Consider the following 21,049-nt stretch of genomic DNA (forward strand, 5'->3'; position numbering starts at 1 on the left):
CCGCAACGACGGGACATGAAATGTTGAGATTGAGGAACCGCGCCGCCGTCACTCGGACGCTGGCACCACGGAACCGTCAGAGGATACCGCAAAGCGGGCCACGTTCGCGCGCTTGTACGGCGTCAGATCCACGGTACTACCGGATTGCTGAACCTGGACCGCCGAGGCATTGCCGAGCACGATGCGGCCCACTTGACCCGGCGCGTAGTCGCGCTTTTCGCCAGCTTTCAGCAATGCCTTCTCCAGCGGCGTGCCGTCCGGGGCGATGATCTGCACCCAGCTGTCGCCCTGGAACGACAGGCTCAGGCCGGGCTTGTCCGGCTCGCTGGAGGCGCGCGGCAGCGGCGTCAGCGAGGCGATGTACGGCGCCGCGCTGGGCGCGGTGTGGGCGACCGGCGCGGGCGCAGCGGCGTTGCCGTTGCCGCCCTTGCCGGCGGCCGCGGACGGCGCGGTATCGCCCGGCGCAGCCGGCACCACGTCCAGCGACGCGGTGCTGGGGCCGTCTTCGGCGAAATGGGTGCGGGTCGCGTACCATACCGGCACCGCCAGTCCGGCGGTGATCACCACGTACACCAGGCGCCGGGTGGCGCTTTCGAGCATGCGCCGCAGCGGCGGCGTATGCGTGTGGCTGATCAGCTCCACCGGCTGCACCGGCGCGATGTGCGCGCTGGCCAGCAGCGGATCCAGGTCCACCCCGAGCAGGCGCGCATAGCTGCGCAGCTGGCCGCGCACGAACACCGGCGCGCCGAGGCGCTCCCATTGCTCGGTTTCCAATGCACGGATCACGTGCAGCGGCATGCGCAAGCGGCTACCGACGTCGTCGATGCTCAGGCCGGCGGCTTCGCGCGCTTCGCGGAGCTGTTGCCCGCAACCTTTGGCGCCGTCGAAAGCGTTCGGATTGGAATCACTGATCACAATGCACTAGCCCCGGGAGTGGTGGTCGCGGCATCGGGAAACTCCTTGCGCAACCGCTGTTGGTAACGGCCGGCAGCAGCCATGTCGCCCAGCCCTTGTTCAATCTGAATCGCAAGTTGTAACACGGATGCAGTGGCCGGCGCAGCCGACAGACGCCGTTCGGAGAAGGCGCGCGCCTCGAAAAAGCGCGTCTGCGCCGCTTCGTCGCGCGCCATCGCTTCCAGCGCGTAGGCATTGTCCGGCTGCAGCGCCAGCGCCTTGCGCAAGTCGCGTACGCCGCGTTCGCGCTGGCCGATCTGCAACGCGCAACCGCCGGCATTGGCCAGGGCCGATGCCGGCGTGGCGTAGCCGGGGGCCGCCAGCGCGCGATCGAACCACTGCAGCGATTCGGCGATGGCGCCGTTGGCGCACAGCCAGGCGCCGTAGTTGTTCAAGGTCTCGCCGCGGTTCGGTGCCAGTTCGGCCGCCTTGCGGTAATGCTCGCCGGCGGTGACGGCATCGCCGCGGCGCCCGGCGACCACCGCCAGCAGCGTGTGCGCCTGCACCGACTCCGGCGCCAGCGCCAAGGCCTTGCGCGCATGGTCCGCGGCGCCTGCCAGATCGCCGCCGCTGAGCCGGTTGCCGGACAGGCCCAGCTGTTCCTGCAGCGCATAGCGCGCCTTGACCTGACCGTTGTCGCGGAAATCGTAGTCCGGTGCCACCTGCTCGACACTGCGCAGCTTACCCGGCTTGCTGCTGCGTCCGGCGCAGGCCGACAGCGCCAGCAGCGCCGCGACCGACAGCGCGATGGACAGGGCGTGTCTAGGCCGCCGCATCCCGGTCCGCCTGGGTCTGCAACTGGCGCTGGAAATCGGCCTGGCGGCGGGTGCGGTCCAGAACCTGCCCCTTGAGCTGACCGCAGGCCGCGTCGATGTCGTCGCCGCGCGTGCGCCGCACCATGGTCAGCACCTGCGCATCGAGCAGGATCTTCTGGAACGCACGGATTTCCGTTTCGCCGGAGCGCTCGTAGCGCGTGCCCGGGAACGGATTGAACGGGATCAGGTTGACCTTGCCGGCGTTCGCGGCCTGCACCGCGTTGTCGAACTGGCGCATCAGCCGCGCCAGCTGCCGCGCATGCTCGGGCTGATCGTTGATGCCCTTCATCAGCGTGTATTCGAAGGTCACCGACTCGCGCCGCTTGTTGGCGCGCAGGTAGCGCGCGCAAGCGGCCATCAGTTCGGCGACCGGGTACTTCTTGTTCAGCGGCACCAGCGTCTCGCGCAGCACGTCGTCGGCCGCATGCAGCGACACCGCCAGCGACACGTCGCTCTCGGTGGACAGGCGATCGATCATCGGCACCAGGCCGGAGGTGGACAGCGTGACCCGCTTGTTGGCCAGGCCGTAGCCGAGGTCGTCGCGCATCACACTCATCGCGCGCACGACGTTGTCGAAATTCATCAGCGGCTCGCCCATGCCCATCATCACCACGTTGGTGAGACGGCGCTGCTGATGCGGCACGTTGCCCAGATGCCGCGCCGCGACCCACACCTGGCCGACGATCTCGGCGGTGGACAGGTTGCGGTTGAAGCCCTGGGTGGCGGTCGAACAGAACGTGCAGTTCAATGCGCAACCGACCTGGGAGGACACGCACAGCGTGCCGCGGCCCTTGTCGGGGATGTACACCGCCTCGATCGCGTTCTTGCCGTCGCTGCCCATAGCCAGCAGCCATTTGTGAGTGCCGTCGGTGGACGGCTTGTCGAACACGATGTTGGGGACGACGACCTCGGCATGCTGCTGCAGCTTGGCCCGCAGCGCCTTGCCGAGATCGGTCATCTGGTCGAAGTCGGTGACGTAGCGATGGTGGATCCACTTCATCACCTGGTGGGCGCGGTAGCGCGCTTCGCCGAGCGTGTCGGCGAAGAAGCGCTCCAGGCCCTCGCGATCGAGGTCGAGCAGATTCTGCTTGGCGGCCGCACCGGTCCGGATCGGATCGGCGAGCGCCAACGGGGTGTGGACGACCTCGTTCACGATGACCTCTTAGCGCGAAACCACTTCGGTGGCGGCGAAGAAATACGCCACTTCGTTGGCCGCGTTCTCGACCGAATCGGAACCGTGCGCGGCGTTGGCGTCGATCGAGTCGGCGAAATCGGCGCGGATGGTGCCGGGCGCGGCGTCCCTCGGGTTGGTGGCGCCGAGCAGGTCGCGGTGCGCGGCCACGGCGTTCTCGCCTTCCAGCGCCTGGATCATCACCGGGCCGGAGATCATGAACTCGACCAGCGCGTTGAAGAACGGACGCTCGCGATGCACGGCGTAGAAGCCCTCGGCCTCGCGGCGCGACAGCTGCTTGTATTTGGCGGCCACGACCTTCAGGCCGGCCTTCTCGAAGCGGGAATAGATCTCGCCGATGACGTTCTTGGCGACGGCATCGGGCTTGATGATGGACAGGGTGCGCTCCAGCGCCATGGGAAGTTCTCCGTTGGGCGGGCCACTAGATCAGTTGGCCCGAGGTTAGCATGAAAAAAACCCGCGTCAAAACGCGGGCTTAGCCAGAATTGCGGTGGACAATTCTATCCAATCGCAATGCGATTTGCACGGCCGCCCGCAGAATCGTGCTGCATTGCAGCATGACGCAGGCGGATGCCAGGCTTAGACTCAAACAATCGTTTGATTGATTCTGGCGGCCGCATGGCAAAGCAAGCGCACTTCTCGACCAAGGACCGCATCCTCAGCGCGGCCGAGGAACTGTTCGCCCAGCACGGCTTTTCCGGGACCTCGCTGCGCCAGGTCACCAGCCAGGCCGACGTCAACATCGCCGCGGTGAATTACCACTTCGGTTCCAAGGAAAACCTGGTCAACGAGGTGTTCCGGCGACGCATGGACGAGATGACCGCGGCGCGCCTGACACAGCTGGAAACCGCGCAGCGCACGCATCCTGGCCAACTCGGGCCGGTGCTGGCCGCATTCGTGGAGCCGGCGCTGGCGATGGCCCAGGACCGCCAGAGCGGCGGCGCCTTCGTGCGCGTGATCGCCCGCGCCTATGCCGAAAAGAACGACAGCCTGCGCCAGTTCCTGTCCGACCACTACGGCCACGTGCTGCGCGAATTCGGCAAGGCCATCGCCGTCTGCGCGCCCGAACTGAGCAAGGAAGAACTTTACTGGCGCCTGGACTTCCTGGCCGGCGCGCTGACCTACGCCATGGCCGACTTCGGCCTGATCAAGCGTCCCGCCGGGGTCAGCGAAGGCGCGCATCGCGCCCATGCCGCGCGCGAACTGATCCGCTTCGCCGAGGCCGGCTTCCTGGCGCGCAGCGCGCCCTGATTCCGCAACACCCCGTTCCGACCACATCCCGCAATCGTTGATCCACAGAGGCTGATCGCTATGTCCAACCCCCTGCTAGTCCGCCGTGTTGCCGTCCTGGGCGCGGGCGTGATGGGCGCGCAGATCGCTGCGCACCTGACCAACGCCGGCGTCGACACCGTCCTGTTCGACCTTCCTGCCAAGGACGGCCATCCCGACGGCATCGTGCTCAAGGCCATCGCCAACCTGACCAAGCTGAGCCCCGCCCCGCTCGCCAGCGCCACCCTGGCCGAGGCGATCACGCCGGCCAACTACGCCTCCGGCCTGGAACAGCTGCGCGGCTGCGACCTGATCATCGAAGCCATCGCCGAGCGCATGGACTGGAAGCAGGACCTGTACAAGAAGATCGCCCCGTTCGTAGCCGATCACGCGGTGCTGGCCTCCAACACCTCCGGGCTGGGCATCAATGCGCTGTCCGACGTGCTGCCCGAGCAGCTGCGCCACCGCTTCTGCGGCGTGCATTTCTTCAACCCGCCGCGCTACATGCACCTGGCCGAGCTGATCCCGGCCAAGGGCACCGATGCGGCGGTGCTGGAAGGCCTGGAAGCGTTCCTGGTCACCACCCTGGGCAAGGGCGTGGTCTATGCCAAGGACACCCCGAACTTCATCGGCAACCGCATCGGCGTGTTCTCGATCCTGTCCACCATCCACCACACCGCGCAGTCCGGCCTGGGCTTCGACGAAGTGGACGCGCTGACCGGCCCGCTGGTCGGCCGCCCGAAGTCGGCGACCTACCGCACCTCCGATGTGGTCGGCCTGGACACCATGGCCCACGTTATCAAGACCATGGCCGACACCCTGCCCGACGATCCGTGGCACCAGTACTTCGCCTCGCCGAAGTGGCTGGAGGCGCTGATCGCCAAGGGCGCACTGGGCCAGAAGGTCGGCGCCGGCATCTTCCGCAAGGTCGGCAAGGACATCGTAGTGCTGGATCTGGCGAAGCAGGACTACCGCGCCGCCGACCGCACTGCGGCGCCGGAAGTGGTCGAGATCCTGAAGATCAAGAACCCGGCGGAGAAGTTCGCCAAGCTGCGCGAGAGCAAGCACCCGCAGGCGCAGTTCCTGTGGGCGACGTTCCGCGACCTGTTCCACTACAGCGCCTACCATCTGGCCGATATCGCCGAGACCGCGCGCGACGTGGACCTGGCGATCCGCTGGGGCTACGGCTGGTCGCTGGGTCCGTTCGAGACCTGGCAGGCCGCCGGCTGGAAGCAGGTCGCGCAGTGGATCGCCGACGACATCGTGGCCGGCAAGGCCATGTCCAGCGCACCGCTGCCGGACTGGGTGTTCGACGGCCGCGACGGCGTCCATGCTGCCGAAGGCAGCTACAGCCCGGCGCGCAACGCCAAGCTGCCGCGTTCGGCGCTGCCGGTGTACCAGCGCCAGCGCTTCCCCGATCCGCTGCTGGGCGAGACCTTCGCGCCTGGCGAGACCGTGTTCGAGAACGACGGCCTGCGCCTGTGGCACGACGGTGACGACATCGCCGTGGTCAGCTTCAAGACCAAGATGAATACCGTGTCCGACCAGGTGCTGGACGGCCTGCAGGAAGCGGTCGGCCGCGCCGAGAAGGACTTCAATGGCCTGGTGCTGTGGCAGCACAAGGAACCCTTCTCCGCCGGCGCCGATCTGGCCGGCGCGCTGGGCCTGCTGCAGGCCGGCAAGGTCGATGCGTTCGAGGCGATGGTCGCCAACTTCCAGGCCACCAGCCAGCGCATCAAGTATTCGCTGGTGCCGGTGGTCGCGGCGGTGCGCGGCCTGGCACTGGGCGGCGGCTGCGAATTCCAGATGCACAGCGCCAAGACCGTGGCCGCGCTGGAGAGCTACATCGGCCTGGTCGAGGCCGGCGTCGGCCTGCTGCCGGCCGGCGGCGGCCTGAAGGAGATCGCGGTGCGCGCCTCGCAGGCGGCCGGTCCGGGCGGCGACGTGTTCGCCGAGCTGAAGAAGACCTTCGAGACCGTGGCGATGGCCAAGGTTTCCACCTCGGCGGTCAACGCCAAGGAACTGGGCTTGCTGCGCGGCACCGACAAGGTCGTGTTCAACAGCTACGAGGCGCTGTACATCGCCAAGGCCGAAGCGCGCGCGCTGGCCGAGAGCGGCTACCGCCCGCCGCTGCCGGCACGCCGCATCCAGGTCGCCGGCGACGTCGGCATCGCCACCTTCAAGATGCTGCTGGTCAACATGCTGGAAGGCCGCTTCATCAGCGACTACGACTACGAGATCGCCACCCGCATCGCCACCGTGCTGTGCGGCGGCGAAGTCGATCGCGGCGCACTGGTGGACGAAGAGTGGCTGCTCAAGCTCGAGCGCAAGCACTTCGTCGAACTGGCCCAGCAGGAAAAGACCCAGGCGCGGATCGGGCACATGCTCAAGACGGGTAAGCCGTTGAGGAACTGATTGAAGACGGGACTCGGGACTCGGGACTCGGAAAGTCAAAAGCGCGCTGTGGCGGCTCTTGCTTTTCCGAGTCCCGGGTCCCGAGTCCCGAACCAGCAAACTTCCAGCCATTCGAGACTCCCCAAATGACCAGACAAATCCAAGACGCCTACATCGTCGCCGCCACCCGCACCCCGGTTGGCAAGGCGCCCAAGGGCGTGTTCCGCAATACCCGTCCGGACGACCTGCTGGCGCACGTGCTGCGCGCAGTGGTCGCGCAGGCGCCGGGCATCGACCCTTCGCGCATCGACGATGCGATCATCGGCTGCGCGATGCCCGAGGGCGAGCAAGGCATGAACGTGGCGCGCATCGGCGTGCTGCTGGCCGGGCTGCCGAATTCGGTGGCCGGGCAGACCATCAACCGCTTCTGCTCCTCCGGCATCCAGGCCGTGGCGCTGGCCGCGGACCAGATCCGCCTGGGCAATGCCGACCTGATGCTGGCCGGCGGCACCGAGTCGATGTCGATGGTGCCGATGATGGGCAACAAGGTCGCGCTGTCGCCAAGCGTGTTCGCCGACGACCACGTCGCCATCGCCTACGGCATGGGCATCACCGCCGAGAAGGTGGCCGAGGAATGGAAGGTGTCGCGCGAGGACCAAGACGCGTTCGCGCTCGCCTCGCACCAGAAGGCCATCGCCGCGATCGCCGCCGGCGAATTCCGCGACGAGATCAGCCCGTACGAGATCCTGTCGCACCAGCCCGACCTGGCCGGCAACGTGATCGCGCTGCGCAAACGCCTGGTCGATACCGACGAGGGTCCGCGCCCGGACAGCTCGATCGAAGGCCTGGCCAAGCTGCGCCCGGTGTTCCGCAACGGCCAGTTCGGCGGCAGTGTCACCGCCGGCAACTCCTCGCAGATGAGCGACGGCGCCGGCGCGGTGCTGCTGGCCTCCGAGCAGGCGATCAAGGACTACGGGTTGACTCCCCTCGCCCGCTTCGTCAGCTTCTCGGTCGCCGGCGTGCGCCCGGAAGTGATGGGGATCGGCCCGATCGCGGCGATCCCGAAGGCGCTCAAGCAGGCCGGGCTGAGCAAGGACCAGATCGACTGGATCGAGCTCAACGAAGCCTTCGCCGCGCAGTCGCTGGCGGTGATCCGCGACAGCGGCCTGGATCCGTCCAAGGTCAATCCACTCGGCGGCGCGATCGCGCTCGGCCATCCGCTCGGCGCCACCGGCGCGATCCGCACCGCCACGCTGGTGCACGGCCTGCGCCGCCGCCAGCAGAAGTACGGCATGGTCACCATGTGCATCGGCACCGGCATGGGTGCGGCCGGCATCATCGAAGCGCTCTGAGCGGCGCGTTTGGGCAACGAAAAAGGGCAGCCCAGGCTGCCCTTTTTCTTGCATCGGCGGGTGCGCTGCCGAACCCCGTACGCAACGCGGCGGACCCGCGCGCTTCGGCAGCCTCGCCGTGCGTTTACTTGCTGCCGGCGTCCACGTCGGCCAGCGCACGACGCATCATGTCCTGCGCCGGCTTGCTCAGCTTCTCGTGCTCCAGCGCATAGCGGATGGTCGCCTCGATCAGGCCGATATGGGTGCCGCAGTCGAAGCGGGTGCCCTCGAAACGGTAGGCATGCACCGGATCGCTCTCGATCAGCGCGGCGATCGCGTCGGTCAGCTGGATCTCGCCGCCGGCGCCCGGCACGGTCTTTTCCAGCAGATCGAAGATCTTGGAACTGAGCACATAGCGGCCGACCACGGCCAGGTCGCTCGGCGCATCGGCCGGCTTGGGCTTCTCGACGATCGCGGTGATCTTGCCTTCGCTTCCATCGAACGCCTCGGTGGCGACGATGCCATAGCTGCCAGTGCTCTCGTGCGGCACGTCCTGCACGGCGACCACGCTGGCGCCGGAGCGCTCGGCCACGTCGGCCATCTGCGCCAACGCGCCGGGGCCGCGGTTCCAGATCAGATCGTCGGGCAGCAGCACCGCGAACGGCTCGTCGCCGATGATCGGCTTGGCGCACAGCACCGCATGGCCGAGGCCGAGCGCTTCGGCCTGGGTCACGAAGATCGCGCGCACCCCGTTGGGCAGCACGTGGCGCACCAGTTCCAGCTGCTCGAGCTTGCCGGCGCGTTCGAGCTTCTGTTCCAGCTCGTAGGCCTTGTCGAAATAGTCCGCAACCGCATGCTTGTAGCGGTTGGTGACGAAAATGAGGGTGTCGCAACCGGCCTCGATCGCCTCGTCCACGGCGTACTGGATCAACGGCCGATCGATGATCGGCAGCATTTCCTTGGGTACCGTCTTGGTGGCGGGGAGGAAGCGGGTACCCAGACCTGCAACCGGGAAAACTGCCTTGCGGATTCTCTTGATCATCAGAGCCTTCTGGCCTCGCGTGCGGGGAAGGGAACAATTGTAGCGGAGCTATCCTGACCAGCTTGTTGTCGCAGCGGCGAGAATTCGGGCATTGTCGTGCGCAGCACTTTTTCGATGCTATCGCTGTCGTATTCGGCCACAGCAGCGCGCAATTGCTGCAGGCCCTGCAACACGTTCTCGCGCGAGAACGTGCGTGCGCCAGCCTCGAGGATCTTCGGATGCGAGGTGGGACGATAGTTCTCATCGGAATAGAACAGGGTCTCGTGCAGCTTCTCGCCCGGACGCAGCCCGGTGTAGACGATGGCGATGTCGCGACCGGGCTGCTTGCCGGCCAGACGGATCATCTGCTCGGCGAGCAGGCGGATCGGCACCGGTTCGCCCATGTCCAGCGTATAGATCGCGCCGTGCGACGCCGACGCGGCGGCCTGCACGATCAACTGGCAGGCCTCGGGAATGGTCATGAAATAGCGGGTCACCTGCGGATCGGTCACGGTGACCGGGCCGCCCTGGCGGATCTGCTCGCGGAACAGCGGCACCACGCTGCCGGCCGAATCCAGCACGTTGCCGAAACGCACGGTGACGAAACGCGTGCCCACGGTCTGGTCATCCAGCGACTGGCACACCATCTCAGCGTAGCGCTTGGAGGCGCCGAGCACGTTGACCGGATTGACCGCCTTGTCGGTGGAGATGAACACGAAGGTCGAGACCTTGGCGGCGACGCAGGCGCGCGCCACGTTCTCGGTGGCCAGCACGTTGTTGCGGACCGCCTCGCGGAACTGCTTCTCCAGCAGCGGCACCTGCTTGTAGGCGGCGGCATGGAACACCGCATCCGGCTCGGCGATGCGCATCGCATGACGGGTCACTGCCGGATCGCCGCAGTCGCCCAGCACGCACTCGATCTCCAGGTCCGGGAAGGTGCGGTGCAGATCGGCGTGGATGGTGATCAAGGCCAGTTCGTCGATCTCAAGCAGCACCACCTTGCGCGCGCCATGGCGCGCGCACTGCCGGCACAGCTCCGAACCGATCGAGCCGCCGGCACCGGTCACCATCACCGTGCGCCCGGACAACCAGGCATTGATCAGCTTCCAGTCCGGGGTCACCGGCTTGCGCCCGAGCAGATCCTCGATCGCGACCTCCTTCAATTCGCCCGGCAGATAGTGGCCTTCGAGCACGTCGAGCAGGCGCGGCACGGTCCGGAACGGCAACCCTGTGCTTTCGCAGATCGCCACCACCCGCTGCATGCCGGTCGCATCCAGCGACGGGATCGCGATGACCAGCAGTTTGGCCGCGGTTTCCTTGGCGATCGCGCCAGCTTCGTCGATCCGGCCCAGGATCGGCAGGCCCTGCAGCTTGGCGCCGTGCAGATGGCCGGCATCGTCGACGAAGCCAACCGGATGATAGGCGCCGGAACGGCGCAGGTCGCGCACTAGCGCCTCGGCCGCACGGCCGGCGCCGACGATCAACACGCGTCGCGCGGTCTCGTCCGAATGCGCGATCTGGTAGTCCTTCCAGGCGCGGTACAGCAGCCGCGGCGCGCCGAGCAGCGCCGACAGCGCGAACGGATAGACCATCAGCACCGACAGCGGAATGGCATCGAAGCGGCTATATGCCAGCCCCAGCACGATCGCGACCAGGCCATAGAAACTGGCCTTGAAGATGTTCAACAGATCCGGAACGCTGGCGAAGCGCCACAGCCCGCGGTACAAGCCGACCTTCCAGAACACCAGGCCCTGCGCCACCAGCACGATGGCGGTATTGAGATTCCACAAGGGCAAGGGATGCTCGCCGGGCAGCATCGTGTAACGCGCCGCATGCAGCGACTGCCAGCAGATCCACACGATCACAAGATCGTGCACGACCACGGAGGCCTTGGGGAACAGCTCGGTCAGACGGTCGCGGGTCGATAGCATCAGTTATCCATGAGAGTTCAGCACAATCCCTTGCGCAAAGTCAGCCAAAGCGCACTCGCCAATGCATACCAGGCAAGCGCCAACCCAGCCTGCCCGGCGGTTTGCAACGTTTCACCTAACCAGGCAATTGTAATCGCGACAATGCTGAACAGGGCATAGGCGAAGGTCACAAGCGTGTGGCTCCTGCCTGTATGTACCCAACGCTGGTAAAAATGTTGCGCATGCGGTTGCCACCAACGTTCACCAGCGAGCATGCGCGACAGCAATGTGAAGCCGGCGTCGATGGCGAACGCTGAGATTGGTATCAACAGTAACCATGGCGTGAGCTGGGTCACGCTGTTGCATAGCGCGAACAATGCGGCGACCAAGTATCCCAGCGCCCCACTCCCGACGTCGCCGAGGAAGATGCGCGCACGCGGATAGTTGAACGGCAGGAAGCCGGCGCAGGCCACGATCAACACCCAGCACGGCCAGCGCAACGGCGCGGGCAGCAGGCAGGCGAAGCCCAACGCCACCAGCATTGCCTGGCTGGTCGCCAGGCCATTGATGCCGTCCATGAAGTTCCAGATGTTGATCAGCGAGATCGTCGCCAGCCAGGTCAACGCGGTCAGCCAGGGATTGTGCTGCAATCGGTAGACGAGTCCGGCCAACAGGGTGGCCGCCAGCGCATGCACCAGCAGCCGCAGCGCGGCCGACAGCGGGCGGTGATCGTCCCACCAGCCGATGCCGGCGACCAGTACCAGCCCGCCAGCGAACGCCGCAATGGCCATGCCCTGCGGCGGCCACAGTGCCGCCGCATACGCGCAGGCCGCCAGCACCGCGACCACGATCGCCACACCGCCGCCGCGCGGCGTCGCCACCGTATGGCTGCGGCGCTCGCCGGGAGCGTCCATCAACTTGCGCGTCAGGGCATAGCGGCGCGACAGCCAGGTCCCGACCGCGCTGAACGCCGCCAGCGCCGCGAGCAGCGTCCACCCTGCGACCGGCACCTACACCACCGCGTAGTTGAGCAGCGGCTTGACCGTACCCCACTCCTTGCAACTCGGACATTGCCAGTGGTGGGTGCGGGCGCCGAAGCCGCAGCGCGTGCAGCGGTAGCTGGGATTGCGCACCAGCAACTGGTCGGTGATGTGCTTCAGATCCTGCAGTGTGGCAGTCGAATCGGCGCCCTCGGCCAGGGTCAGGTCGATCAATGCCGATTCGCCGCGCACCGAGGGCCGGTCCTTCAGCTGCCGCCCGAGGTAGGCGCGCGCCGCGGACACGCCTTCCTGCGATTCCATCAAGCGGGTCAGCGCCAGCACCGGGGCGATACCGCGATAGTGCTCGGTCATTTCCGACAGGAAAGCGCGCGCGCCGCTGAGATCGTTGCCGCGACGGTAGCAGTCCATCAGCGCCGGCATGATCTCCGGCAGATAGTCCGGATCGTGGCGCGCGGCGCGTTCGAAGGCGCGGATCGCGGCCTCGTCGTTGCCGTCGTCCACGTCGATGCGCCCTTCCAGGATGCCGGCGCGCACCGAGGTGGCGTCGGCCTGGTAGGCGCGCGCGATCGCCGCCCGCGCCAGCTCGGACTTGCCGGAGGCGCGGTAGCGGTCGGCCAGTTCGCATTCGAACTGCGCGATCAGCTTGCCCATCGGCTCGCCGGTCACGTCTTCGTAGCGGGTGGCGTTGTCGATCGCCTTTTCCCATTCGCGCTCGGCCTGGTAGATGCCGATCAAGTGTTTGAGCGCCTGCGGCGCGCGCTGGTCGATCTGCGCCAGCTCGGTGAACACGGTCTCGGCCCGATCCAGCAGGCCGGACTTCATGTAGTCCTCGCCCAGCGCCAACAAGGCCTGCACGCGCTGCGGATCGCTGAGGTCGGCGCGCTGCACCAGGCCCTGGTGCAAGCGGATCGCCCGATCCACTTCACCGCGACGGCGGAACAGGTGACCGAGCGCGACCTGGGTCTCGAAGGTTTCCTTGTCCAGTTCGGCGATGTGCAGGAACAGCTCGATCGCCTTGTCCGGCTCTTCGTTGAGCAGATAGTTCAGGCCGCGGAAATAGGTGCTGGAAAGGCGGCTGACCTGCGTGTCGCCATGGCGTTGGCCGCCGCGGCGGCCGATCACCCACCCGCTCAGCGCCGCCAATGGCAGGAACAGGAAGAACCAGAACCACTCGGTCAGGAAGTCCATCGAAGATCAGCGTCCGTCCACAGGCGGGGGATAGGTCGGTACCGGCGCGACGGCCGGTGCGGCGGCGGCGATCGCGGCCTTGTTGGCGCGGCGCAGCTTGGCGTACAGCGGGATCACCAACGTGACCAGCAGCAGTGCCGCGCCGATCACCACGCCGGCGAACAGCGAGACGATGATGGCGATGCCGGAGGTGGTGCTGATGCCGGTGAAACCAAAATTGATGACGATCTGCTGCGAATTCAGCGATCCGATGACCAGCCCGGCCAACAGGAACACCAGCAGTATCAGCAGACGGGCAATTTTCATGAAGCTCTCCAGCGTCGGGAGACACTAGATTAGCCGAACCGGCGTGGGTTCCGGAAAAGTCCGGGACGCAGCGGAACAGGCGTGGGGCGTATCAGGGCGTGTCGGACTCGACCGGAACGACGCCGCTGACGCGTTCGCGCAATTCCTTGCCTGGCTTGAAATGCGGCACATGCTTGCCGGGAAGCGCGACGGACTCGCCGGTCTTGGGATTGCGTCCCAGGCGTGGCGGCCGGTAATGCAGGGAAAAACTGCCGAAACCGCGGATCTCGATGCGGTCCCCGCCGGACAGCGCACCACCCATCATCTCCAACAGCGATTTCACCGCCAGATCGACGTCGTCCGCCTTCAGATGCGCCTGCTTGCGCGCCAGGATTTCGATCAGTTCGGACTTGGTCATTACGGCTTCGTGCGATGGGGGTACAACCCGGCACGGCCCGGATCGACCGGGCCGTGCCAGAAACGCTGCGTGTGGCGGATTACTCGGACTTGTTGCCGTTCAACTGCGCACGCAGCAGCGCGCCCAGCTGAGTGGTGCCGCCCGACGCGGACTGGTATTCCTCCAGCACTTCGCGCATTTCGGCATCGTCCTTGGCCTTGATCGACAGCTGCAGGGTACGGCCCTTACGGTCCATGCCCACGAACTTGGCTTCGATCTTGTCGCCGACCTTCAGGTGCTGGGTCGCATCGTCGACGCGCTCGTTGGCGATGTCGCGCGCGGCGACGTAGCCCTCGATGCCGTCGGCCAGGTCGATGGTGGCGCCCTTGGCGTCCACTTCACGGACCACGCCCTCGACCTTCGACCCCTTCGGATTGGCCGCCATGTACTGGCCGAACGGATCCTGCTCCAGCTGCTTGACGCCCAGACTGATGCGCTCGCGTTCCGGATCCACCGCCAGCACCACCGCTTCCAGCGTGTCGCCCTTCTTGAAGTTGCGCACGATGTCTTCGCCGGTGGTGTTCCAGCTGATGTCCGACAGGTGCACCAGGCCGTCGATACCGCCGTCCAGGCCGATGAAGATGCCGAAGTCGGTGATCGACTTGATCTGGCCGGACACCTTGTCGTTCTTCTTGTGGGTGGCGGCGAAGGTCTCCCACGGATTGGCGGCGACCTGCTTCATGCCCAGCGAGATGCGGCGACGCTCCTCGTCCACGTCCAGGACCATGACCTCGACCTCGTCACCGACCTGCACGACCTTGGACGGGTTGACGTTCTTGTTGGTCCAATCCATCTCGGACACGTGCACCAGGCCTTCCACGCCGGGCTCGATCTCGACGAACGCGCCGTAATCGGTGACGTTGGAGACCTTGCCGTACACGCGGCTGTTGGCCGGGTAGCGACGCGCGATGTTGTCCCACGGATCCTCGCCCAGCTGCTTCAGACCCAGCGAAACACGGTTGCGCTCGCGGTCGAACTTCAGCACGCGCACGTCCAGCTCGTCGCCGACGTTCACGACTTCGGACGGATGGCGCACGCGCTTCCAGGCCATGTCGGTGATATGCAGCAGGCCGTCGATGCCGCCCAGGTCCACGAACGCGCCGTAGTCGGTCAGGTTCTTGACCACGCCCTTCAGGATTGCGCCTTCCTGCAGCTTGTCCATCAGCTGCTCGCGCTCTTCCGAGTGCTCGCTCTCGACCACCGCGCGACGCGAGACCACCACGTTGTTGCGCTTGCGGTCCAGCTTGATGAGCTTGAACTCCAGCTCCTTGCCTTCCAGGTAGGCCGGGTCGCGCACGGGGCGCACATCGACCAGCGAACCCGGCAGGAACGCGCGGACATCCTTGATGTCCACGGTGAAACCACCCTTGACCTTGCCGCTGATACGACCGGTGATGGTCTCGTTCTTTTCCAACGCTTCTTCCAGCTCGTCCCACACCATCGCGCGCTTGGCCTTCTCGCGCGACAACACGGTTTCGCCGAAGCCGTTCTCGAGCGAGTCGAGGGCGACCTTGACCAGGTCGCCTTCGGCCACGTCGATCTCGCCAGCGTCGTTACGGAACTGTTCGATCGGCACGATGCCTTCGGACTTCAGGCCGGCGTTGATCACCACCACGTCGCCGCGGACTTCCACGACGACGCCGGTGACGATGGAGCCCGGCTTCAGCTTGGCCAGATTGGTTTGACTGGCTTCGAACAGTTCGGCAAAAGATTCGGTCATTTGAAATTACTCTAGTGGACACACGGACAGGGCGTTTCTTCTGGAAACGGCGAACTGCCCACCTGGTTAGTCGGCCCAAACCGCGGCCGGGTGTGAAATGGGAAAAACCGCAGCGCGACATTGCGCGGCGGAGCGTGGAACAACGGTGTTACGGCATTACGTGGTGAAGCGCACTGCGGTGCAACTGGCCTGGATGGCACCGAAGCGGCGCCATGCTGCTGCTCTACTCCCGGCGCGACTCTCAGGCGGGCAGCAATTCCAGGACGCGGCCGACCACCTGTTCGATGTCCATGCCGGTGGTGTCGAGGAGGACGGCATCGTCTGCCGGCCTCAGGGGCGCCACCGAACGTTGGGCATCGCGTGCGTCGCGGGCCATGATCTCGCTCAGCAGGTCATCGAATATAACGGAAACTCCTTTTCCCTTCAACTGCTTATGCCGGCGCATGGCGCGCTCCTCGGCGCTGGCGGTCAGGAACACCTTGTACGGGGCGTCCGGGAAAATCACCGTGCCCATGTCGCGGCCGTCGGCGACCAGCCCCGGCAGGCGCCGGAACGCGCGCTGGCGCTGCTTCAGCGCCGAACGCACCTCAGGGATCGCGGCGATCGCCGAGGCCACCGCACCGGTGGTCTCCAGCCGCAGCTCGTCGGTGGCGTCGACCTCGTTGATCCTGACCCGCAGGCCACCGCCGGCCAGATCCTCGAAGCTGACATGGGTAGCGAAGGTGCAGCGCACCAGCGCCGCGGCGTCGGAAATGTCCAGGTTGGCCCAGCTGGCGGCCACCCCGACCGCCCGGTACAGCGCGCCCGAATCCAGGTAATGCCAGCCCAGCTTGGCGGCGACGATGCGGCTGACGGTGCCTTTGCCGGCCCCGGAAGGGCCATCGATGGTCAGGACGGGAGCGGGGTCGTTCATGCGGTTCCTCGGACGGGGGGCGACGCATTGTAGCCCCGGCGCCGGCCCGGCTGGCGCAACCAGTTGAAACCATGAAGAAAACCAGGATATACTCGCCGACTTACTGATCCAGCGACGTGGTTTCGCCGCGCCGTGTCCTTCTCTAATCCACAAGTTTACGCCGAGGTGTGCCATGAAAGTCCTGTCCTCCCTGAAGTCGGCGAAGGCCCGTCACCGCGACTGCAAGGTGGTCCGCCGCCGCGGCAAGGTCTTTGTGATCAACAAGACGAACCCGCGTTTCAAGGCTCGCCAGCGCTGATCCGACGACGGCCCACCCCGCGGCGCCGCGCGCACGCTTGCGGGTCATCGACGAAAGCCGCCTTCGGGCGGTTTTTTGTTGCCGAAATTTGCTGTAATCGCCGTTCGTCCTCTGGGGAGCACACCGTGATGAAGCACCGTCTGACCGCACTGCCGCTGCTGCTCGTCCTGGGCCTGGCCGCGGGCGCGCACGCCGAGACCCTGCTGGTGGAGCGGGTCAAGCAGGAACCCGTGGCGGCGATGCCGGCGCGCGGGCTGAGCATGGACGAGGTCGAGTCGCGCTACGGCGCCCCGCAGTCGAAGCTGGAACCGCGCGGCGGGCAGAAGCGGCAGTGGCCGACGATCAACCGCTGGGTGTATCCGGCCTTCACCGTGTACTTCGAGAAGCACAAGGTGGTGGATGTGGTGGCCAACAAGGCCGATGCCAACGAGGTCGGGCCTAAGCCTGCCATTCGGTAGTGCGAGTTGGCATGCGAGTCCCTTGCAAGAGCCCGCACATCCATGTGCGGGGATCAAATGAAAAGCCTGGGCTTCGGCTTGGGCATGACGTGAGTAGTGGTCGCAATGACTGATCGCCTTCGCCTTCCCGCGGAATGGGAGCCCCAGTCCGCCATCCTGATCGCCTGGCCGCATGCCGGCACCGACTGGGCCGAGCGCCTGGCCGAGGTCGAGGAGACCTATATCGCGCTGGTCGCGGCGATCGCGCGCTATCAGCGCGTGCTGATCTGCGTCGCCGATGCCGACCTGCAGATCTACGCCGAGGCACGGCTGCGCTCGGCGCGGGTGGACATGCAGCGCGTGCGGTTCGTCGAGGCCGAGTACGACGACACCTGGCTGCGCGATTCGGGCCCGATCACCCTGGCCCGCGCCAGCGGCGGTTTCCAGTTGCTGGACTTCCGCTTCACTGGCTGGGGCGGCAAGTTCCAGGCCAGCCGCGACGACCAGTTGGTGAGCGCGCTGGCGGCGCAGCGGCTGTTTGCCGACAGCGATGTGCGCAGCATCGATTTCGCGCTGGAAGGCGGCGCGATCGACAGCGACGGCGCCGGCACCCTGCTGACCACCTGGCAGTGCCTGCACGAACGCCATCCGCAGCGCGCGCGCGAATCGATGAGCCGCGACCTGGCCGACTGGCTGGCGCAACAGCGCGTGCTGTGGCTGGATCACGGTTACCTGGAAGGCGACGACACCGACGCGCATATCGACACCCTCGCCCGCTTCGCCAGCGAGGACGCGATCGTCTACCAGGCCTGCGACGACGCCGCCGATTCGCACTACGCCGAGTTGCAGGCGATGGGCGCCGAACTGGCGGCGCTGCTTACTGCAGACGGCCGCCCGTACCGGCTGTTCCCGCTGCCGTGGGCGCAACCAGTGCTCGACCATGGCCGACGCCTGGCCGCGTCCTACGCCAACTTCCTCATCGTCAACGGCGCGGTGCTGATGCCGGCCTATGGCGATGCCGCCGATGCGCAGGCGCAGGCGGTGATGGCCCAGGCGTTCCCGCAACATGAGATCGTGCCGATTCCGTGCCGCGCGCTGATCTGGCAGAACGGCAGCCTGCACTGCATCACCATGCAGTTGCCCGAGGGCGTGCTGGCGGCGTGATCCGCGTTCGCTGATCGAAGGCGTACCCAACGACGGCAGGCGTTCGCCGGGTCGCATCGACTCGCAGCAATCGGCAGACGCGCCGCCGAAAAACGCCGCTCCCGAGGCGGCGATGGCGGCAACACGCAGGAATTCCGATCCCTCGGTGGAACTCAGGCAACGGACCGGATTGGGCGCCGCATGGCGCTGGCGCCCACAACGCCGAGCCACCGGAACGTGGCCGCAGCGCGCCGGGCGGCATTCATCTGCCGGGAACCTGCCGCGGCGCCATCCGCGTTACCATGCGCGCTTTCGCCGACCATCCTTCCGCCAATGAGCCGAAACACTCTTTCCGTCGCGCTGATCCAGGAGCGCAACCATGGCGATGCCGCGGCGAATCTGGCGGTCATCGAATCGCGCGTGGCCGAGGCCGCGGCGCAGGGCGCGCAGTTGGTGCTGCTGCAGGAACTGCACAACGGCGCCTACTTCTGCCAGCACGAGTCGGTGGACGAATTCGATCTGGCCGAGCCGATCCCCGGCCCCAGCACCGAGCGCCTCGGCGCGCTGGCCAAGCGCCATGGCGTGGTGCTGGTCGGCTCGCTGTTCGAGCGCCGCGCCGCCGGCCTGTACCACAACACTGCGGTGGTGTTCGAGAAGGACGGCAGCCTGCTCGGCAAATACCGCAAGATGCATATTCCGGACGATCCGGGCTTCTACGAAAAGTTCTATTTCACCCCGGGCGACCTCGGCTTCACCCCGATCCAGACCTCGGTCGGCCACCTTGGCGTGCTGGTGTGCTGGGACCAGTGGTATCCGGAAGCGGCGCGGCTGATGGCGCTGGCCGGCGCCGAACTGCTGCTGTATCCGACCGCGATCGGCTGGGATCCCAGCGATGCGCAGGCCGAGCAGGAGCGCCAGCGCGACGCCTGGATCCTCAGCCACCGCGGCCATGCCGTCGCCAACGGCGTGCCGGTGCTCAGCTGCAACCGGGTCGGCCACGAAGCCTCGCCGCTTGCCGCCGATGGCGTGGTCGGCGCGGCCGGCATCCAGTTCTGGGGCAATAGCCACGTGCTCGGCCCGCAGGGCGAGTTCATCGCCGAAGCCGGCGCCGAACCGACCCTGCTGGTTTGCGACGTGGACCTGCAGCGCAGCGAGCACGTGCGGCGGATCTGGCCGTTCCTGCGCGACCGCCGCATCGACGCCTATGGCGACCTGCTGAAGCGTTACATCGACTGAGCCGCTGCACCCCGGCGCCGATCAGGCGCCCTCCGATGAGTGATGGAATGAACGAACTTTCCCAGGCCGGCGACGACGCGCTGTTCGCCGGCCAGCCGTACCGCATCGTCGAGCGCGATGGCGTGCGCTACACCCTGCTCGGCACCGCGCATGTGTCGCTGACCAGCGTCGCCGCGGTGGAACGGGCGATCGACAGCGGCCGCTTCGATGCGGTCGCGGTCGAACTGGACCCGCAACGGCTGCAAGCGCTGACCGACCCGGACGCGCTGACCAAGCTCGACCTGGTGCAAGTGATCCGCAAGGGCCGGGTCGCATTGTTCGCGGCGAACCTGGCGCTGGCCGCCTACCAGCGGCGTCTGGCCGAACAACTGGGCATCGAACCGGGCGCCGAACTCAAGCGCGCGGTGCTGTTGGCGCGCGAGCGGCAGCTGCCGGTGTACCTGATCGACCGCGAGGTCGGGCTGACCTTCAAGCGCGCCTCCGGCCGGCTCGGTTTGTTCGGCAAGCTCAAGCTCGGCAGCGGCCTGCTCGGCGGCCTGTTCGCCTCCGACGAGGTCGGCGAGGCGGAGATAGAGAAGCTCAAGCAGGGCGACATGCTTGAGGCCAGCTTCGGCGATTTCGCCAGCGAGAGCCCGGCGCTGTACGACACCATCATCGCCGAGCGCGACCGCTACATGGCCACCCGCCTGCGCGAGGAACACGCGCAGCGGACCGCGCCCAGCCAGACGTCGATCGCGACTCCGGACTATCTCGAGACCGCGCGCGCCGACGGCATCCGCAACGTGCTGGCGGTGGTCGGCGCCGGCCATCTGGCCGGTCTGGCCAGGCACTTGCAGGACGACCAGGACGATCCGGCCACGCTGCGCAAGGCGCTGGAAGACGTGCCAACCAAGAAAAAGGTTCCGTGGATCACCCTGACCCTGACCGCGCTGGTGCTGGGCGGCGTCGCCTGGGGCTACTGGCGCGGCGGCTTCGCGCTGGGCACCGACCTGCTGCTGCAATGGGTGCTGTTCACCGGCGGCCTGGCCGGGCTCGGCTGCCTGCTGGCCGGCGGCCATCCGCTGAGCATCATCGCCGGCGCAATCGCCGCGCCGTTGAAGCCGTTCCGGCCCGGTGTGCCGGCCGGTGCGTTCAGCGCACTGGTAGAGGTGCATATGCGCAAGCCGGCGTACGGCGACTTCCTGGCGCTGCGCGACGACGCGCAGAACCTGCGCGGCTGGTACCGCAACCGCGTCTCGCGGGTGGTGCTGACCTTCCTGCTGACCAACCTCGGCAGCATGATCGGCGTGTGGCTGGCAGGTTTCCGCATCTTCGGCAAGCTGGCCGGTTGAGTGCGCCGCGGCGGCAGGGTCATGCGCCCTGCCCCCATCGCATAGCCGCCATGTCGTGAACATTGTGGGAGGGGCTTCAGCTCCTCCCACAGGTTTTCCGCGCGATGCAGCAGGCGACGATTGCAACAGCCATTCCTGCGCGCGGCCCACCTCC

20 protein-coding genes are annotated in these 21,049 nt (G+C 66.7%); 8 read left to right on the top strand and 12 right to left on the bottom strand.

Annotated elements, in window-relative coordinates; genetic code table 11:
* Positions 1-48 precede the first annotated feature (48 nt).
* From ISN38_RS00840 to ndk, 4 genes are read right to left on the bottom strand one after another with little or no spacing between them, the layout of a single operon-like run.
* Entirely contained in the window at positions 49-915 is an 867-nt protein-coding gene (locus tag ISN38_RS00840) for a RodZ domain-containing protein (protein ID WP_003468640.1), read from the bottom strand.
* On the bottom strand, positions 912-1,730 hold the full coding sequence (gene pilW / locus ISN38_RS00845; protein WP_108084926.1) for a type IV pilus biogenesis/stability protein PilW: 819 nt from the start codon (positions 1,728-1,730) through the stop codon (positions 912-914). The genes ISN38_RS00840 and pilW overlap by 4 nt, the downstream gene beginning before the upstream one ends.
* The gene (gene rlmN / locus ISN38_RS00850) at positions 1,717-2,922 is read right to left on the bottom strand and encodes a dual-specificity RNA methyltransferase RlmN (RefSeq protein ID WP_425509976.1); all 1,206 of its coding nucleotides are present in this window, start codon (positions 2,920-2,922) and stop codon (positions 1,717-1,719) included. The genes pilW and rlmN overlap by 14 nt, the downstream gene beginning before the upstream one ends.
* Positions 2,923-2,931: 9 nt before the next feature.
* On the bottom strand, positions 2,932-3,357 hold the full coding sequence (ndk, locus tag ISN38_RS00855; RefSeq protein ID WP_003468646.1) for a nucleoside-diphosphate kinase: 426 nt from the start codon (positions 3,355-3,357) through the stop codon (positions 2,932-2,934).
* A 222-nt stretch (positions 3,358-3,579) separates the two neighbouring features.
* Between ndk and ISN38_RS00860 the strand changes: the two genes are divergently transcribed.
* The 3 genes from ISN38_RS00860 (at position 3,580) to ISN38_RS00870 (ending at position 7,976) form a co-directional block, all read left to right on the top strand.
* The gene (locus ISN38_RS00860; protein WP_003468651.1) at positions 3,580-4,212 is read left to right on the top strand and encodes a TetR/AcrR family transcriptional regulator; all 633 of its coding nucleotides are present in this window, start codon (positions 3,580-3,582) and stop codon (positions 4,210-4,212) included.
* Positions 4,213-4,272: 60 nt separating this feature from the next.
* Entirely contained in the window at positions 4,273-6,645 is a 2,373-nt protein-coding gene (locus tag ISN38_RS00865; protein ID WP_058358636.1) for a 3-hydroxyacyl-CoA dehydrogenase/enoyl-CoA hydratase family protein, read from the top strand.
* 125 nt (positions 6,646-6,770) lie between these two features.
* Positions 6,771-7,976: an acetyl-CoA C-acyltransferase gene (locus tag ISN38_RS00870; protein WP_058358635.1), complete on the top strand. Its 1,206-nt coding sequence runs from the start codon at positions 6,771-6,773 to the stop codon at positions 7,974-7,976.
* A 124-nt stretch (positions 7,977-8,100) separates the two neighbouring features.
* Here the strand turns inward: ISN38_RS00870 and galU are convergent, their stop codons facing one another.
* The 8 genes from galU to cmk all read right to left on the bottom strand — a co-directional run bounded on the left by galU (position 8,101) and on the right by cmk (position 16,450).
* On the bottom strand, positions 8,101-8,997 hold the full coding sequence (galU, locus tag ISN38_RS00875; protein ID WP_003468660.1) for a UTP--glucose-1-phosphate uridylyltransferase GalU: 897 nt from the start codon (positions 8,995-8,997) through the stop codon (positions 8,101-8,103).
* Entirely contained in the window at positions 8,997-10,907 is a 1,911-nt protein-coding gene (locus ISN38_RS00880) for a polysaccharide biosynthesis protein (RefSeq protein ID WP_003468661.1), read from the bottom strand. The genes galU and ISN38_RS00880 overlap by 1 nt, the downstream gene beginning before the upstream one ends.
* A gap of 17 nt (positions 10,908-10,924) precedes the next feature.
* Complete coding sequence (locus ISN38_RS00885; protein WP_058358634.1) at positions 10,925-11,896, bottom strand: MraY family glycosyltransferase; 972 nt, start codon at positions 11,894-11,896, stop codon at positions 10,925-10,927.
* A complete protein-coding gene (gene lapB, locus ISN38_RS00890; RefSeq protein WP_003468665.1) occupies positions 11,897-13,075 on the bottom strand; it encodes a lipopolysaccharide assembly protein LapB in 1,179 nt (392 codons plus the stop codon).
* 6 nt (positions 13,076-13,081) lie between these two features.
* Positions 13,082-13,381 carry a LapA family protein gene (locus ISN38_RS00895; RefSeq protein ID WP_003468667.1) on the bottom strand — a complete coding sequence of 100 codons (300 nt, stop codon included), beginning with the start codon at positions 13,379-13,381 and terminating at the stop codon, positions 13,082-13,084.
* 91 nt (positions 13,382-13,472) lie between these two features.
* Positions 13,473-13,778 (bottom strand): integration host factor subunit beta, encoded by a 306-nt coding sequence (locus tag ISN38_RS00900; RefSeq protein ID WP_003468670.1) that lies wholly within the window; start codon positions 13,776-13,778, stop codon positions 13,473-13,475.
* Positions 13,779-13,857: 79 nt separating this feature from the next.
* A complete protein-coding gene (gene rpsA, locus ISN38_RS00905) occupies positions 13,858-15,537 on the bottom strand; it encodes a 30S ribosomal protein S1 (protein WP_003468672.1) in 1,680 nt (559 codons plus the stop codon).
* Positions 15,538-15,778: 241 nt separating this feature from the next.
* The gene (cmk, locus tag ISN38_RS00910) at positions 15,779-16,450 is read right to left on the bottom strand and encodes a (d)CMP kinase (RefSeq protein ID WP_058358633.1); all 672 of its coding nucleotides are present in this window, start codon (positions 16,448-16,450) and stop codon (positions 15,779-15,781) included.
* Positions 16,451-16,622: 172 nt separating this feature from the next.
* Here cmk and ykgO point away from each other — a divergent pair, with 172 nt between their 5' ends.
* From ykgO to ISN38_RS00935, 5 genes are all read left to right on the top strand, one after another.
* Positions 16,623-16,748 (top strand): type B 50S ribosomal protein L36, encoded by a 126-nt coding sequence (ykgO, locus tag ISN38_RS00915; RefSeq protein ID WP_003468676.1) that lies wholly within the window; start codon positions 16,623-16,625, stop codon positions 16,746-16,748.
* Between the two features lie 128 nt (positions 16,749-16,876).
* On the top strand, positions 16,877-17,206 hold the full coding sequence (locus ISN38_RS00920) for a hypothetical protein (protein ID WP_003468678.1): 330 nt from the start codon (positions 16,877-16,879) through the stop codon (positions 17,204-17,206).
* 105 nt (positions 17,207-17,311) lie between these two features.
* Positions 17,312-18,349 carry an agmatine deiminase family protein gene (locus ISN38_RS00925; RefSeq protein ID WP_003468680.1) on the top strand — a complete coding sequence of 346 codons (1,038 nt, stop codon included), beginning with the start codon at positions 17,312-17,314 and terminating at the stop codon, positions 18,347-18,349.
* Positions 18,350-18,661: 312 nt separating this feature from the next.
* Positions 18,662-19,564 carry a carbon-nitrogen hydrolase gene (locus ISN38_RS00930; RefSeq protein ID WP_058363276.1) on the top strand — a complete coding sequence of 301 codons (903 nt, stop codon included), beginning with the start codon at positions 18,662-18,664 and terminating at the stop codon, positions 19,562-19,564.
* A 35-nt stretch (positions 19,565-19,599) separates the two neighbouring features.
* Complete coding sequence (locus ISN38_RS00935) at positions 19,600-20,895, top strand: TraB/GumN family protein (RefSeq protein ID WP_038237671.1); 1,296 nt, start codon at positions 19,600-19,602, stop codon at positions 20,893-20,895.
* Positions 20,896-21,049: the final 154 nt, after the last annotated feature.

Origin of the sequence: Xanthomonas translucens pv. undulosa (assembly GCF_017301775.1) — a bacterium.
Taxonomy (GTDB): Bacteria; Pseudomonadota; Gammaproteobacteria; order Xanthomonadales; family Xanthomonadaceae; genus Xanthomonas_A; species Xanthomonas_A translucens.